The 15,641-nt window shown below is 62.7% G+C and carries 16 protein-coding genes and 3 pseudogenes; 6 read left to right on the plus strand and 13 right to left on the minus strand.

The genetic code is table 11. The features are described 5' to 3' along the window. Positions 1-397: 397 nt before the first annotated feature. From OC159_RS20375 to OC159_RS18425, 10 genes and pseudogenes are all read right to left on the minus strand, one after another. Positions 398-913, minus strand: a pseudogene (locus tag OC159_RS20375) (thiamine pyrophosphate-requiring protein); the annotation flags it as partial. 131 nt (positions 914-1,044) lie between these two features. Continuing rightward, positions 1,045-1,676, minus strand: a pseudogene (locus tag OC159_RS18385) (IS6 family transposase); the annotation flags it as partial. A gap of 75 nt (positions 1,677-1,751) precedes the next feature. Then, the gene (locus OC159_RS18390) at positions 1,752-2,507 is read right to left on the minus strand and encodes a shikimate dehydrogenase family protein (protein WP_265502650.1); all 756 of its coding nucleotides are present in this window, start codon (positions 2,505-2,507) and stop codon (positions 1,752-1,754) included. Between the two features lie 32 nt (positions 2,508-2,539). Continuing rightward, positions 2,540-4,054 (minus strand): tripartite tricarboxylate transporter permease, encoded by a 1,515-nt coding sequence (locus OC159_RS18395; RefSeq protein WP_265502651.1) that lies wholly within the window; start codon positions 4,052-4,054, stop codon positions 2,540-2,542. Positions 4,055-4,061: 7 nt separating this feature from the next. Further along, positions 4,062-4,619, minus strand: coding sequence for a tripartite tricarboxylate transporter TctB family protein (locus OC159_RS18400; RefSeq protein ID WP_265502652.1), 558 nt, complete (start codon positions 4,617-4,619; stop codon positions 4,062-4,064). 52 nt (positions 4,620-4,671) lie between these two features. Continuing rightward, positions 4,672-5,691 carry a Bug family tripartite tricarboxylate transporter substrate binding protein gene (locus tag OC159_RS18405; RefSeq protein WP_265502654.1) on the minus strand — a complete coding sequence of 340 codons (1,020 nt, stop codon included), beginning with the start codon at positions 5,689-5,691 and terminating at the stop codon, positions 4,672-4,674. A 125-nt stretch (positions 5,692-5,816) separates the two neighbouring features. Next, a complete protein-coding gene (locus OC159_RS18410; RefSeq protein ID WP_265502656.1) occupies positions 5,817-6,815 on the minus strand; it encodes a LacI family DNA-binding transcriptional regulator in 999 nt (332 codons plus the stop codon). Between the two features lie 121 nt (positions 6,816-6,936). Further along, the gene (locus tag OC159_RS18415; RefSeq protein WP_265502657.1) at positions 6,937-7,785 is read right to left on the minus strand and encodes a fumarylacetoacetate hydrolase family protein; all 849 of its coding nucleotides are present in this window, start codon (positions 7,783-7,785) and stop codon (positions 6,937-6,939) included. Positions 7,786-7,794: 9 nt separating this feature from the next. After that, on the minus strand, positions 7,795-8,475 hold the full coding sequence (locus OC159_RS18420; RefSeq protein WP_265502658.1) for a DUF4286 family protein: 681 nt from the start codon (positions 8,473-8,475) through the stop codon (positions 7,795-7,797). Next, positions 8,472-8,951: a MaoC family dehydratase gene (locus OC159_RS18425; protein ID WP_265502659.1), complete on the minus strand. Its 480-nt coding sequence runs from the start codon at positions 8,949-8,951 to the stop codon at positions 8,472-8,474. Before OC159_RS18425 ends, OC159_RS18420 begins: the two co-directional genes overlap by 4 nt. A 133-nt stretch (positions 8,952-9,084) precedes the next feature. Here OC159_RS18425 and OC159_RS18430 point away from each other — a divergent pair, with 133 nt between their 5' ends. From OC159_RS18430 to denD, 5 genes are all read left to right on the plus strand, one after another. Continuing rightward, positions 9,085-10,653 (plus strand): acyl CoA:acetate/3-ketoacid CoA transferase, encoded by a 1,569-nt coding sequence (locus tag OC159_RS18430; protein WP_265502660.1) that lies wholly within the window; start codon positions 9,085-9,087, stop codon positions 10,651-10,653. A gap of 94 nt (positions 10,654-10,747) precedes the next feature. Beyond that, entirely contained in the window at positions 10,748-12,001 is a 1,254-nt protein-coding gene (gene otnK / locus OC159_RS18435) for a 3-oxo-tetronate kinase (RefSeq protein WP_265502661.1), read from the plus strand. After that, positions 11,998-12,627 carry a 3-oxo-tetronate 4-phosphate decarboxylase gene (gene otnC, locus OC159_RS18440; RefSeq protein WP_265502662.1) on the plus strand — a complete coding sequence of 210 codons (630 nt, stop codon included), beginning with the start codon at positions 11,998-12,000 and terminating at the stop codon, positions 12,625-12,627. Before otnK ends, otnC begins: the two co-directional genes overlap by 4 nt. Position 12,628: 1 nt before the next feature. Continuing rightward, positions 12,629-13,417 (plus strand): 2-oxo-tetronate isomerase, encoded by a 789-nt coding sequence (otnI, locus tag OC159_RS18445; protein WP_265502663.1) that lies wholly within the window; start codon positions 12,629-12,631, stop codon positions 13,415-13,417. A 135-nt stretch (positions 13,418-13,552) separates the two neighbouring features. Then, positions 13,553-14,485, plus strand: a complete 933-nt coding sequence (denD, locus tag OC159_RS18450; protein ID WP_265502664.1) for a D-erythronate dehydrogenase — start codon at positions 13,553-13,555, stop codon at positions 14,483-14,485. A gap of 91 nt (positions 14,486-14,576) precedes the next feature. On the opposite strand, the gene OC159_RS18455 is transcribed toward denD, so the two are convergent. From OC159_RS18455 to OC159_RS18465, 3 genes and pseudogenes are all read right to left on the minus strand, one after another. Next, positions 14,577-15,041: a transposase gene (locus OC159_RS18455; RefSeq protein ID WP_265502665.1), complete on the minus strand. Its 465-nt coding sequence runs from the start codon at positions 15,039-15,041 to the stop codon at positions 14,577-14,579. Then, positions 15,014-15,280, minus strand: coding sequence for an IS110 family transposase (locus tag OC159_RS18460; protein WP_407674154.1), 267 nt, complete (start codon positions 15,278-15,280; stop codon positions 15,014-15,016). The genes OC159_RS18455 and OC159_RS18460 overlap by 28 nt, the downstream gene beginning before the upstream one ends. Beyond that, positions 15,281-15,525: pseudogene (locus tag OC159_RS18465) on the minus strand (integrase core domain-containing protein); the annotation flags it as partial. On the opposite strand from OC159_RS18465, the gene OC159_RS18470 reads away from it, so the two are divergent. After that, positions 15,451-15,641: hypothetical protein (locus OC159_RS18470; RefSeq protein ID WP_265502666.1), on the plus strand; the 191-nt coding region annotated here is incomplete at its 3' end. The pseudogene OC159_RS18465 and the gene OC159_RS18470 overlap by 75 nt on opposite strands.

Raw genomic sequence — 15,641 nt, forward strand, 5'->3', positions numbered from 1 at the left:
CCAGACTGGTGGCCGACCTGGCGAGGATAATTTGCGTCGCGTCGAACGCTCCGACTTCCGTCTTCCTGACATCAACAACATCTCCAATCATGGGGTGTTGCGACGACCGGTTGAATCTGCCCAGGTCGCGCGCGTACCAGTTCGCGCAGGACCCGGAATCCGAGGTCAGGATCGCATTATCGGGCAGGCGGGGAGACAGCTCCCAGAAGATGCGCTGCGGGTTCACCGGGTTGGCCGGCTGCATTGCCCGGTCCTCCAGCGTCTCCCAGGATTTCGCGACGCTCTTTTCGACGGTCTCGCGCCAGGACCGATCCTCCTTGCGCTGCAACAGCGGCAGCAGCGCGCGCAGAGTTTCGGCGCTGTCGCCGACAAGGTTCACCTCCATCGGATAGCGGATCGACAGCATCCCCGGGTCAAGGTCGATCTGCACGCCCCGCGCCTGGCCCTCTTCGGGCAGGAACTCGGAATAGGGAAAGCCCGAACCGATCATCAGCAGCGTGTCGCAGTTCATCATCAGCTCGTGGCTGGCCTCGGTGCCCAGAAGTCCGATCGAGCCGGTCACCCAGGGCAGGTCGTCGGGCAGCGCGGCCTTGCCCAGAAGGGCCTTGGCCGCCCCGGCGCCAAGCGTCTCGGCCACCTGGATGACCTCGTCGGTGGCGTGCAGGGCGCCGGCCCCCACGAGGATCGCGACCTTCGACCCCGCGTTCAGCACATCGGCCGCGCGATGCAGGTCGGCGTCATAGGGGACGACGCGGGGGCGGGTATAGCCCACGCCCGACATGACCGCGCCATGCGCGCGGGGCGGTTCCTCATACGCCTCCTCCTGCAGGTCGTTGGGGAAGATCAGCGCCGTCACCCGGCGTTCCCCCACGGCCATGCGGACCGAGCGGTCGACCAGATGGCGCACCGTCATCGTCAACTTGCGACGTTGAGGTGGAAGAGCGCCGACTTCGTCGGCACGTCAAGCGACGGCAACCGTCGCGACGTCGGCCCGGATCGCGTGAGCCTGTCGTTTCGTTTGTCGGTGATCGGCGGGGCGGTGGTTGGCGTTCTGAAGAGATTGGCAACCTGGCCGTGGATGGCGAGGAACCGCTGCGCCCGTCCGGGTGACTTGAAGCGCTTCATGATCCGCTCCCGTCGTCGGGAGGGCCGATAGCTGTTCTCTGCGCGGTTGTTGAGACCTTGTGCTGGCGGTGCTCGACGCCGGGCATTAGCGTTCTTGCAGCTGCGCAGTAGCTCCGCAGCTTGTCGGTCACCATGACCCGTGGAACGCGCCCCTGCCGCTTCATCAACTTGCGCAACAGGCGCTTGGCGGCCCGGGCGTCGCGGTGGCTCTGGACGAGAATGTCGAGCACTACGCCTTGCTGGTCGACGGCACGCCAGAGCCGTGCGTCTTGCCGGCGATCGAGATTGCCACCTCGTCAAGATGCCACTTGTCACCCGTCGCCCTTTGGCGCCGGCGGATCTCGGCAGCGTACGCGCGGCCGAACTTCAGTGCCCACCGGCGGATGGTTTCGTGGCTCACCACGATGCCGCGCTCGGCCAGCATCTCCTCGACCATCCTCAGGCTCAGCGGGAAGCGGAAGTAGAGCCAGACGGCGTGGGCAATAACCGCCGCCGGATAGCGGTGGCCAGCATAAAGAGCGGCGCGATTGGTCGTCATCTGCAAAGGCTATCCGGCAACCGCGAGGTCGGCCAGACCGTAAAGTTGACGGTGCCCCTACAGTTCCAGTTTTCCAACCTCGGGGGCTTCAAAGATCAAGATGCTCAACGACAGCGGGCAACTGAGCTTTCACCATGTCAGGACCGGTTTGAATTGCGTGACCACGATCTTTGGCGGCACGCAGCCAGGAGGTCAGAGGCGGTTCTGGCACGATATCCGCGACAAAGCAATGTTCCGGCAGGTCTTCCAGCCGCAGCGGATGAGCCGGATCACCGTTCATGCCGACCGGCGTGGCATTACAGGCCATGGCACAATCGAAATCTTCAGGTCTCGCCGTCAGTATCCGCCGCTCGGGAAACGAGGCCTTCAACTGGCTGGTAATCCTATGAGCCAGTTCGGCATTACGATCCGACAGAACCAGACGCCCGGCACCTGCCTCGATCAGCGCCAGCGCAATGGCCGATCCTGCGCCGCCTGCACCGACGACCTGAACGTCGCGCCCGGCAGGGTCGAAGCCGTTCTGGGAGAGCGCGCGCACGAACCCGATCCCGTCGGTCATCCCTCCCAGTAGACGGCCATCGGGCAGCCGCCGGACGACGTTGCACGCCCCGACTAAGCTGACGGCCGCCGTTGCCCCGTCCAGCTTGGCGGCGACGGCCTGCTTGTGTGGGTAGGTCACGACAGCGCCGCAGCAGTTCTGCCAGCCGCGAAGGGCCGTCAGCGTGGCCGGCAGATCCGACGGCGCCACGCGCATCGGTATCATCACAATGTCGCGTCTCTCCGCCGAAGCCCAAGCCTGGAAAGCGGTGGGCGTCTTGACCTGCACCACCGGGTCGCCAAGCATGACGACAAAGCGCGTTTGGCCTGAGATTGCCATCACGACCGCGCCCCACGCAGGGCGTCCAAACCTCGACCGACCGCACGCCGCACCGGTCCAATCTGCGCCAAGACCATCGCCACGACGATCACGCAAAGGAAAGCCGAGATCGGGCGTGTGAAGAACGCGGTGAAGTCGCCGTTGGCCAGTGTCACCGACCGGCGCAGGTTGCTGTCCAGGATGGTGCCCAGCACGATGCCGAGGACCAGCGGCGCCATCGGGTAGTTCATCAACCGCAGACCGAGACCGACGACACCGAAGAACACCACCACCCAGATGTCGAAATAGCTGGACTGGATCGCATAGGGGCCAACCAGGCAGAGCACCGCGATAACTGGCATCAGCCAAGTGTCCTTCACCTTCAGCACCAGGATCATCAGCCGCGTCAGGCTGAGGCCGAAGATCAAGATACCCAAGGTTGCCAGCACCAGCATGGCGATGATGTCATAGATCATCTGCGGGTTCGTGGTCATCATCAGCGGCCCGGGCTGCGCACCGTGGATGATCAGCGCCGCCATCAGCACGGCCGCCACGCCCGATCCCGGGATACCGAGGGTCAGGACCGGGATCAGCGCGCCGGGAACCGAAGCGTTATTGCCGGTCTCGGCCGCCATCAGTCCCTCGGTCGAGCCGCGACCGAACTTCTCGGGCGTCTTCGAGAGGCGCTTTGCCACCGCATAGGAACCCCATGCTCCGATATCCTCGCCCACACCAGGCAGCAGGCCCGTAAAGGTGCCGATCACGCCCGAGCGCAGCGCGGTCCAGCGAAGCGCCACGATGTCGCGCATCCGGGGGATGATCCGGTCCGATGCGTCGCTAATGGAAGCGTTGGCCTTGCTGCGCAGTACATACAGCACCTCGGCAAAGCCAAAGGCACCGACCATGGCTGGCAGCAACTGAATGCCTCCGGTCAGTTCGGGGAAGCCGAAGGCAAAGCGCGGGTAACCGTAAGCTGGCTCCTGTCCAATCATAGCTACCATCAGGCCCAGAATGCCTGCGATCCAGCCCTTGATCGGGTCGGTGCCCGCCAGATTGCCCGACAGCATGACGCCGGCGAGGGCTAACCAGAAGAACTCATAGGCGCCGAAGGACAGCGCAAATTCGCCCAATGGAGGAGTGATGACGGCCAATAGAAAAATGCCCACCAGAGTGCCCAGCACTGATCCGACGGTGGCTAGCCCCATTGCCTCGCCTGCACGGCCTTGGCGTGCCAGGACATAGCCGTCCAGCGCGGTTGCCGCCGATGAGGGCGTGCCGGGGATGTTCAGGAGGATCGCGCTGCGGCTGCCGCCATAGATCGCCATCACGTAGGTGCAGATCAGGATCAGAATGGCGTCGTTGCTGTTCATGTGCAGCGTCATGGTCGTCAAGAGCGCTAGGCCCATGGTCGCCGTCAGGCCGGGCAGGGCGCCGATGATCAGGCCGCCGACGCAGGCCGCTGCGGCTAGGGCCAACGTCTGAATGCCAAGCAGGTTGGAAAAACCTGTCAGCAGGAAAGGCAGGAAGTCGAACATGGCACCCTCAGGGCAGTCGGACGAAGAAGATCTGTTCGAAGATGAACTCGATCGCGATGGCGGTGGCGCCGGCTAGAAGCAGAGCGCCGATGATCGTACTCAGGCGTTTGCCCGTATTGCGGTCCTGCCAGTTGAAGACGGTGACGAAGACGGTAACGAAAAGGGTCGTGCACGGAATGAAAGGCTGGCGCAGCGCCAGCGACGCGGCATAGGCGACCATCAGCATCAATGCGATGGCAGCGCGCATGTTTGAGGTTTCTTCGGGAGCAGGGTCTGGTTCAGGTGCGTTTGCCTGAACGACGCCCGACGGGACCTGATCTGCGGGCGCCGGCGATGTCTGCGCATCCGCACCACTAGCGCGTCGCGCTCGGATCATCAGAACCACTCCCAAGAGCGCCAGCATCCCACCCAAGATCATGGGCAGGAACCCTGGCCCTGTTAGAGTGGTGGCGCCTAAATTGCGGGGCACGGGCATGCCTGCGGAATGCACTACGATCGCCAGCCCGAGCACGATCCAGAACAGCCCGGACCAGAGATCGCTCCTGCGATCGCTGTCATGTTGCACGATTGTCTCCTTGAAATGGGCGCTCGGGCCTGGCCCGAGCGCGGCCGCGCGATCAGGGGCGAGGGATGCCAACCTCATCTGGCGAGACGGACGTCGTGCCATCCTCATGCATCTGCCACGCAACGGCGGCCACGGCCGAGCGGGCCATCTTCATTGCTTCTTCCCCGTGCATGGGGCGGAAAATTGCGCCGTTCTCAAGGGCATAGGCCTGCAACGCTTCGGAGTTGACGATTTCGTTGTCCCAGACCTCTGTCATGCGGTCCAGAACCTCCTGAGGAACGCCCTCGGGCAGAAAGACACCAACCTGGATGGTCACGCCAGGCGCCGAGAAGTCAGGATAGAACTGCGTCACCGGAGGAATCTCGTCCACGCCCTCGATCATGAGCGGCTGGTCGGACAGCACGGCCAGCGGCTTGACGCGACCACCCTTGATCATCGCGGCTTGTCCCGGCCCGGATTGGGTCGTCGCCATGACCTCGCCGGACACGACGGCGACCATTGTCGGTGCATCGCCGTCATAGGCAACCGCACGGAAATCGCCCCCCACATGGGACTGGAAGGCCTGAATGGCCGAATAGGCCGTCGAGGGAATGCCCGAGGTGCCGACAGTCAGCTGGGCCGGATTTTCATTCATGAAGGTCGCGACATCGGTTGGACTGTTTAGTTCACTGTCCGCTCCAACGCTGAGAACTGGCGCATTCAGCACCGCGATGAAAAGGTGCCAGTCCTCCAGTTCGGTATCCAGAAGGCCCTGCACCTTGTAGGTCCCTAGGTCCTGCACGCCGCCCGATGCCCAAGTGTAACCGTCTGCCGGCGCATTCAGAACGGCGTTGGTGCCGACCGTACCACGTGCGCCGGTCTGGTTGACTACAGTCACCGGAATCTCAAGCGCGTTCGAGACCTCTCCGGCCAAGATGCGCATGATCGCGTCCGTAGCGCCACCTGCGGCCCAAGGCACGACGATCTGGATTGGCTCGGTCGGCCATGCCGCTTGTGCTGATACCGTTTGCATCGAAATCCCCAACCCGAGCGCCGTGACACCAACCGAAAGAACCAAGTTACGTCTGTTCATAATAAAACTCCTCCCACAACAAGCTCCTTAGGAGGCTTGTAACCGGTTACATCATGCCGCATGAAACTGCTGCTCGTCAACCCCCGGCTTGATAATTCAAGATATGAACTGCGGCTTTGCCGCCCTCATTTGTGTGGCACGGGGCCGGTCGTCTGGCGCACAACGATTTCGCTTGGGATGCGCGCGCCTGTGACGGGAGACTTGCCTTCCAGCATGTCGATGATCAGGTCCGCTGCGCATTGTCCAACCTGTTCCGAGGCAACGCGCACGGTCGTGACGGGGGTGGGCAACTCCGACATCATCTCGGTATCGTCATACCCTACGATAGATAGATCTTCTGGCACGGCCACGCCTATTGCGGCTGCCTCGAGGACAGCGCCGATGGCCAGCAGTGCGTTGCCGCAGATTATTGCCGTGGGACGCGGCGTCGCTTCTAATGTCAGGCGCAGCAACTTGCGTCCTTCGGCGATGGACCATTCGCCCTCGGCCATGGCCTGCGGCTGAATTGCGAGACCGTATCGCGCCAGCGCATCCCGCACTCCGTCCCGGCGAGCTGCGGCACGGTCGTTGTTGCGGGTGGTCTGGGCGATCATGCCGAACCGGCGATGCCCCAAAGAGACCAGATAGTCCACCATCTCGGCCATGGCACGGGCGTTGTCAGGGCCAACGCAGGGTGCGGGCGTCGCCTCATCGTAAACAAAGGCGTTCAGATAGGGGATGCTGAGGCGGTCGAGAAACTGCTCGTATTCGGCGGACCGTGTGCGGCCGACTAGGATCAGCCCATCCACGCCTCGTTCCACCAGCTTGCGCGCCTGGACCAACTCCAGATCGGCATCATACCGTGAACGCGCCAGCAGCAGCAGGTAGTTGCGGGCCGACAGCGCGTCCTGCATCGCATCGATGGCGCGGGCGAAGTCGCCGACGCCCAAGGTTGGAAAGATGGCGCCCACCGCTCCAGTGCGGTTGGACGACAAGGCCCGCGCCGCCGCGTTCGGCACCCAGCCTAGCTGGTCGATCACCATCATCACCCGCGTGCGCAGCCCTTCGGACACGCTGTGGGGATTGTTGAGAACCCGCGACACCGTGGCCGTAGAGACACCCGCGATGGCCGCAACCTGGCGCAAGCCTGTGGACTTGCGCGCACCTTGCGGTGTTGCGGCCGTTTGGTTGTTTTGTCGTGTCATGCTGCCCCCGGATTACGTGCCGCCGCGTGCTTACGCCGCGCGGCGACAGAAGGCGAGGATGTCAACCCGGAGAGGCTACAACCCGCTGGCGCTGCTCGCCAAGCCCGTCGATCCCAAGGCGCATCTCGTCGCCGGGCTTCAGGAATACGTTAGGCTCCATCCCCAGGCCGACGCCCGGCGGCGTACCGGTCGTAATGATGTCGCCTGCCTCAAGGATCAGGAACTGGCTGACATAGGACACGATATGCGCCACACTGAAGATCATGCGTGAGGTGTGCCCGGTCTGCGTCCGCTTATGGTTCAGGTCTAGCCACAGGCTCTTGTCCTGAGCGTCGCCGAATTCCTCTGGAGTGACCAACCACGGTCCGATCGGACCGAAGGTTGGGCAGCACTTGCCCTTGGTCCACAATCCTTCGCGCTTCAGCTGATACTCCCGTTCGGACACGTCGTTGCAGACGAAATACCCGGCAATAGCGTCGCTCGCCTCGGCCTCGGACACTCGGTAGGTCCGTTTGCCGATCAGCAACGCCAGTTCGACTTCCCAATCAGCCTCGACCGAGCCAGGCGGCAGGATCACGTCGTCATAAGGCCCGACAATGCAGGAGGCGGCCTTGTTGAACAGGATCGGCTCGCGTGGGATAGCCGCGCCGGTTTCCTCGGCATGGTCAGTATAGTTCAGCCCAATGGCCCAGAACGTGCGCACGTCGCCGACGCAGGGCCCGATCCGGGGCGAGCCTTCGACGCGGGGCAGGGTGGCCGGGTCGATGCCGCGCAGCGTTTCCATGAGGCCAGCCTCGAAGGCCCGGCCGGTGATGTCGGCTACATGGCCGGACAGGTCGCGCAAGGCTCCGTCCTCATCGATCATGCCGGGCTTTTCCTGCCCCGGCGCGCCGTAACGCACAAGTTTCATAGCTGCTCCTTATGGGTGGTCATGAGCTGCCAGCGGACAGTCCATGAGAAAATCAAGGGTGTAAAGGCCGCGCCGCAGAGGGAGGGCGCCGATTGCCCGGGTGATCGCCGTATCATCCGCCAGCCGGTCGGCTGCCTGCGCCACCGCCTGCGGGTCTGCCCCTTCGATGAGCAGAATGGCGGCCACCGTCTCGTCTGGCTGCGCCCGCATCTGCTGTTCGCGGGTCGAAGCAGCGGGGGCCTCGGCCTGTTCCAGAAGATGTACCGCGCAGATGTCCGGGTCGGCGACAAGCTCGGCAACCAGTGCGGACAGGGCAGGGGTCTCTGGGCTGGGCAGGCGCAGCGCGACCATTGCACGGCCGACACCATGCCCCCGGCTGTCCGCGACCCGGCACAGGGTCCGCGCCGTATCAGTGAAATAAGGCACGACCGATTGCGTCCATGGCGTCGGATCGTTCAGCCGCGCAAGATAGGCGGACGAAGACAGGACCGACGGATCGTCAACCTCGTAGAAGTTGAAATAGGCCGGTTCAGCTTTCAGGGCGACATAGCGACGGGCGCGGCGGAAGCCAGGCACCGACAGCCGTTCGGGGATATGCTCGCCCACATGCCAGCGCAGGAACTCGGCATCATGCCCCGGCGCAATGCCATTCCAGATGGCAAGTACGCCTTGCCCGCGCAAAGGGGTCATGCCGTCGCCTCGACAGTCTTCTGATGCAGCTTGCGTGCCCACCTCATGACGTGGGTGCCGACCGCGAGCAGTTCGTTGCGCTGATTGCGGCATTCCATCTTGGCGTAGCTCTTTCCCCCTTCGCGGTCGATCTCGACAATCTCGTAGGTTGTCGTCACCGTGTCGCCGAGAAAAGTCGGCCGCAAGAAGCGGATTTTGTCATAGCCAGCCGAAACGGGGAAATCCTCCAGCCCATCGCGATGGATGATATGCGCAATCGATATGGTTGAAACCGTTGACATGTAACCGACTATCAAAGCACCATGCGCAATCCGGGAGCCAAGCGATGACTTCTCACGCATGTACTGTTCGTTGATGTGCGTGTCGCTGAAATCGCCTGTCAGGCCTGCGAACAGCGTAACATCAACCTCACCTACTGTCTTGGCAAACGTGAAGACTTCTCCAACCTTGACGTAATCGAGACCTGACGTGCCCATTCCTGATCCTTCTCTTGGCTGCGGCTGCGACAGAGCTTTTATCCTTTCCTCTGTCGCTCACTTGATGTTCTTCGTGTAACCGGTTACAGAAGGGATTGTACGAAGTCAATCACATCCGCAGACGAGGTCCGACGTGAAATTCATCACTCCTGCTCAGGCAGCCGAGCTGGTCGGCTCTGGAGGCTCATTGATCGCCAGCGGGTCCGGAGGCGGCCACGCCGTTCCCGAGGCTCTGCTTGCAGCACTTGGTGAACGCTTCCGGCAGAGTGGGGCGCCCTCAGGGCTGACGCTGGCGCATGTCGTTGGCATTGGCGACCGGGCAGAACGAGGGGCGGCGCATCTGGCGCAACCCGGCATGGTGCGTCGCCTGATTACCAGCGCGCTTGTGGATGCACCGGCCTTTATTCCGATGGCAATGGTGAACGAGATCGAGGCCTATACTCTGCCTCAGGGCGTCCTGTCGCAACTGATGCGAGAGATGGCGGCCGGCCGTCCGGGCCTGATCACCCGGACGGGGCTGCATACCTTTGTCGATCCGCGCCAAGCGGGGGGGCTGCAAGGCGGTACGGCGACCGAGAAGCGGGTCGAACTGATCCAGATCGACGGCCAGGACTGGTTGCGGTTCCTGCCGTTCCAGATTGACGTCGCCTTTCTGCGGGGAACGACCGCGGACGAGGACGGCAACATTTCGATGGAGCAGGAGGCCGTTCCCGGCGAGATGCTCTCTACTGCTCAAGCCGTGCGTCGCATGGGCGGCAAGGTCATCGTGCAAGTCAAACGCGTGGCGCGGCGCGGCACCTTGCACGCCCGCGATGTTCGCATTCCGGGCATTCTCGTCGATCATGTCGCCGTTGCGCCCGATCAGCGCCAGACCTATGCCACCGACTATGATCCGTCCTATGCCGGCGAGCTGCGGGTACCGCTGGACCGTATCCGGCCGCTTCCCTTTGGGCCGCGCAAGATCATCGCGCGCCGGGCAGCGTTGGAGTTGCGTCCGAACACGATCTGCAACATCGGCGCGGGCATCTCGACAGGGATCTCCGCGGTTGCAGCCGAAGAGGGGGTGCTGGACCGGATCGTTCTGACCAACGAACAAGGCTTCATCGGCGGTGCCCCGTTGACCGGCCCTGATTCCGGCGCGGCGCAGAACTGGGCGGCAATGGTTGATCAGCCCTATCAGTTCGACTTCTACGACGGCGGCGGCATTGACCGGGCCTTCCTCAGCTTTGTCGAGGTGAATGGGCAGGGCGATGTGAACATCAGCCGATTCAACGGCACCATCGTCGGCATCGGAGGTTTTGTAAACATCAGCCAAAACGCGAAAGAAACTGTGTTCAGCGGCACCTTCACAGCTGGGGGACTAGAGATCGCCTGTGAAGACGGCACGTTGCGCATTGTATCCGAGGGGCGCCACCGCAAATTCCGTGACACGATCCAGCAGGTTTCCTATTCCGGCGCCTTTGCGACCGAAGAGGGGCGCCGTGCTCTGTTCGTCACTGAACGCGCTGTTTTCCGCATAGCGAAGGGGCGTCTTCGGCTGGAGGAAATCGCGCCAGGCATTGATCTCGAACGGGATCTTTTCGCTCACATGGATTTTCGGCCGGAAATTTCGGACAAACTGTCTCTTATGGATCCCGCCTTATTCTCCGATGCTCCAATTGGCTTGGCGCAGCACACCAACTTTGCCAACAGCTCTATCTGATGTTCCAGCAGCCTTCCAACATGGGTCACGTTCAAGAGAATGACAGCCTGGTGCTCAGGACCTTCTGGGCGATCGCCCTGCCGGAGGGCAAGGCATGAAGCTGGGCGTCATCGCGGATGATTTCACCGGCGCGACGGACATCGCGGGTTTTTTGGTTGCAGGAGGACTGCGCACAACGCAGCTGATCGGCATTCCGGCGGCGGGAACGGTGGTAGATGCCGATGCCGTCGTGATCTCGCTCAAGAGCCGCTCAAATCCCGCAGATCAGGCAGTTGCGGACAGCCTTTCCGCACTGGACTGGTTGCGGTCGCAGGGCTGCGGCCGCATCTTTCAGAAATATTGCTCAACCTTCGACTCGACACCCGCGGGGAATATAGGCCCCGTCGCGGATGCACTGATGAAATCGCTTGGTGCCGAGATCACTGTGCTTTGCCCCGCGCTGCCGATCAACGGACGCTCAGTCTACATGGGCCACCTGTTCGTCGGGCAGGAGCTCTTGCAGGATTCGGGGATGCGCAATCACCCGATCACGCCGATGCGCGATAGCAGCCTGATCCGGCTGATGGAGGGGCAAGTACAGGGCCGCTGCGGGTTGGTGACGGCCGCAGTGGTGAATCAGGGGGCTGATGCCGTGCGCGCACGGATCGAGGCGCTGCGCGGCGAAGGGTGCCGCTACGCGGTGCTGGACGCGATCACAGACGTGCATCTGGACGTGCTTGGGCAGGCGGTCCAGGACATGGCTCTAGTCACCGGCGGCTCGGGCCTTGGCGTGGGGATCGCGCGGGCGATCTCGGGCGGCGGCGCGGCCTGGGCGCAGGATGCGGGCGCGCCGCTGGAAGGGCGGGGCGTGGTGATCTCGGGGTCCTGTTCGGTCATTACAAACCGGCAGGTGGCGGCCTATCGCGCCGTCGCGCCGGCAATGGATGTCAATATAGAACAATGCATTACGGATGCAGTGGCCTATGGAGCCGAACTGGCGAATTGGGCGCTGGCGCAACCGCAGGGACTTGCGCCGCTGATCACCGCGACCGTACCTCCGGACCGGCTCCGACAGATCCAAGCCCAGCACGGTGCCGCCGCCTCGGACGCGGTCGAGCGGACTTTTGCCGCCGCCGCCGCGCGGCTGGCCAAGGGCGGCATTCGCCGCTTTGTAGTTGCAGGGGGAGAGACTTCGGGCTCGGTCACGCAGGCGCTGCACGTCACTGGTTTTGCCATCGGGCCACAGATCGCACCCGGCGTGCCTTGGGTCCGGGCGCTGAACCGGCCGCTGTCCCTGGCGCTGAAATCCGGCAATTTCGGTGCCGAGACTTTCTTCATGGATTGCCAGCCGGCCGAGACGCGCCCATGAGCGCACAAGCGGAACGGCTGGTCGCTCTGTGCAAGAGCCTCTTCGACAGGGGCTATTCCGTCGGCGGGGCTGGCAATGTCTCGATCCGTGAAGAGCCGGGCGGATTTCTTGTCACGCCGACTGGCAGTAGCCTTGGACGGCTGTCGGTGGATGCGCTGGCGGTAGTTGGGCCGGACGGCGCGCCACGTCCGGGGCCGCAGCCATCAAAGGAGTTCGCCTTTCACCGCACGCTTTATAGGATCCGTCCCGAAGCGGGGGCGATTGTCCACCTGCATTCAACTTGGCTGACGGCGCTATCCTGCCTTAAGGACCTGCCGCAGGGCAATGCGCTGCGTCCCTTTACCCCCTATTATGTTATGCGGATCGGACACATGCCGGTGATCCCGTATTCTCGACCCGGCTCGCTCACGATCGGCGACGATCTTGCCAAGGCCGCTCGCGGCAGCACTGCGCAGGCGTTTCTTTTGGCTTCCCATGGTGTGGTGGTGCTGGGGCGGGACATCGAGGATGCTGTGAACAACGCGGAAGAGTTGGAAGAGACCGCAAAGCTGCATTTCATCCTGAGAAACCATGATCGGCATTGGCTGACAGAGGACCAGATCGCGGAACTGGGGGAAGGCTACTGACATGACGCGGATCGCGGCGAACCTTTCTATGCTGTTCACAGATGCCCCCTTCCTCGACCGCTTCGATCGCGCAGCGGCGGCGGGGTTCGAGGCAGTGGAGTTCCTCTTTCCCTACGATCACCCCATCGAAACGGTGAAGGAGTGCCTGTCCCGCAACGGTCTTGTGCTGACGCTGATCAATGCGCCCGCCGGAGACTGGACCGCGGGAGAGCGGGGTTTCGCCGCGCGGCCGTCTAAGCGTGCCGAGTTTCGCACCAGCGTCGAGAAGGCAGTCGAATACGCGACCGGCCTCGACTGCCCGCGCATTCATGTTATGTCGGGCATCACGGCGAATGAGCCTGATCCTCCCGCTTGCGAGGCGGTCTGGATACAGAACATGCGCGAGGCCGCCGACATGGCAGGCGCAGCGGGCTCGGCGATCAGCGTCGAGCCGCTGAACAGTCGCGACGTGCCCGGCTATTTCCTGGCGCATCAGGACCCGACGCTGGCTTTGATCGAGAGCTTGGGGCGCCGGAACGTCCTTCTGCAGTTTGATGTCTATCACACGCAGATTATGGACGGCGACATCATCCGCCGGATCCAGCGCTTGAAGGGCGCCTACGGCCATGTCCAGATCGCGGGCGTTCCCAACCGCAACGAGCCCGACACCGGCGAACTGAACTATTCCGAAATCTTTGCCGCCTTCCACCACGTCGGCTTCGAGGGCCATCTAGGTTGTGAGTACAACCCGCGCAGCCGAACCGAAGACGGGCTTAGCTGGGCCGCGCCATATCTTCGCGCTCCGCGATGATCCACGCGAACGGCAGGAATGGGTTCTTGGCAACTTAGTCGAGCTCGACAGGGTCAGCATCGCCGGCCTTTGGGGTAGCAAAGTTGAGGTACTTGTCGCTGATCAGACCGGCGCAAACTACAACGGAGAAAAGATATGAAGATCGTGGTGACCGGCGGTGCCGGATTTCTCGGTAGCCGTCTGATCGCGGCCCTTCTGGCGCAGGACAGCCAGTCCCGGATCATCTCGCTGGACCGGACGGCCTGTCCGGTCGGTAATTCGCGCGTCGAAAGCCTGTCGGGTTCGATCGACAACGCCGCTGACCTAAAGCGCGCATTTGCAGGTGGCGCGGACGTGGTCTATCACCTTGCTGCCGTCCTCTCGGGTCAGTCCGAGCAGGAATTTGACACTGGCTTGCACATCAACGTTGATGCAACGCGGCTGATCCTCGAGGAATGCCGCGCGTTGCCAAAGGCACCGCGCTTCGTCTTCACTAGTTCGCTGGCAGTCTTCGGCGGCGAGATGCCTGATCTTGTACCTGAGACGATGGCCACACGGCCGCAATCCTCATACGGCTGTGGCAAGGCAATTGGAGAACTGCTTGTCGCGGAGTACAGCCGCAAGGGCTTCATCGATGGTCTCATCGTGCGTCTGCCTACGATCAGCGTGCGCGCAGGACAGCCGAACTCGGCCGCCTCGTCCTTCGTCTCGGGGATCGTCCGTGAACCCGTGGCGGGCCAACCATCTGAGTGTCCCGTGCCGCTGGACACCCGGCTCTGGATCAGCTCACCCGGTGCGGCCATTGATAATCTCGTTCTGGCGGGAAGCTTGCCTGCCGAGGCGCTTGGCGCAAACCGCGTGCTAGACCTGCCGGGATTGACCGTAACTCCGGCTGAGATGCTGGACAGCTTGGAACGACTCGTCGGCCCCGAGGCACGGGCGCATGTCGCGCTGACGCAGGATACCCGTATCAGCGCCATCGTCTGTAGCTGGCCCGGTGCCTTTGACGTCATGCGCGCGAAGGCTCTTGGCTTTGTCGCTGATGAAGGTTTCGATGAAATCTTGCAACAATACCTGAAGGAAATTTAGACGCCGCACTCGGAATACAAGTAGTTGCACAAAGTGGGTAAGTCAGGAATGGACGCACTAGCAACTGCATCTCTCAGGCCGTCGCGGCGGTCTATTTCTGACGGCTCTTGCGCAGGGCGTTCGCGACGGTGACGAGCTTTCTGGCAACGGCGGTGGTGACGACCTTGTGCGGTCCGGCCTTGCGGAGGCGATCTGCGAAGGATTTCAGGCTTGGGTTGTGATGTGCCGTGACCAGTGCCGCCTGGAACATCACGTGCCGCAGAGCCCGACGACCTCCAGCGATGGCCCGTTTCCCGCGAAGCGTTCCGCTGTCGTGCGCGACCGGAGCCAATCCAGTGAGTGCCGCAGCCTCTACGCCGGTGATGGTGCCGATCTCGGGCATTTCTGCGATTAGCATCGCGCTGGCAACCGGGCCGATCCCCGGGATGGAACGGAGGACGATGGCGGTCTCCGAAAGGCGATCGTCATTGGCGACGGCCTGGGTGATCCGGTCTTCCAGTTTCTTGATTAGGCTGTCGATCCGTTGCTTCAGTTCGGTGTCGATGTCCTCGAACATCGCGGCGGTGGCCAGTTCTGAAGCGCGCGGATTTGCGCCAGAAGCCGTTTGCGCACCTCGACAAGCTGCGCTCTTTTTGACGTCGAGCCATTGAGAAGGAATATCTTTTCCGCGGGAAGACTGCGGCCTGCTTCGGGCCGGAATGCAAAAAAGCGGGCGATGAGTGCGGCATCAATCCGGTCGGTCTTGGCGCGTGTGCCACGGATTTGCGCGAACGCCTTCACTTGAGCAGGCGGCACCTAGGTGTTCAGTCCCGGCATCTGGTGGATCGGGTTTAGGACGAATCTGTCTGGCTCGGGTGTCCACATCTTGCAGATGTATTCATAGGGCGTGAACCCTCCGAGGGTCTTGAGCCGGCGCGCGAAGTTGTAGGCGGCCATGAAGTCCGCCAAGCGGGTGCGAACTGGTTATGGTCGTCGTATTGGAAGCGTTTGACGGTCGCGTCCTTGATCGTGCGGTTCATCCGCTCCACTTGGCCATTGGTTGTGTCTCGGACCTGGTGGAAATTGGCTGGCGGCGTGATCTGCAGGTGGACACTCACCCACCCGACCGGCGGCGGCAACGCCAGGGAGATCACGCCATGAAGCAGAATACCGACAG

Source organism: Paracoccus beibuensis (genome assembly GCF_026162625.1).
GTDB classification, from domain to species: Bacteria; Pseudomonadota; Alphaproteobacteria; order Rhodobacterales; family Rhodobacteraceae; genus Paracoccus; species Paracoccus beibuensis.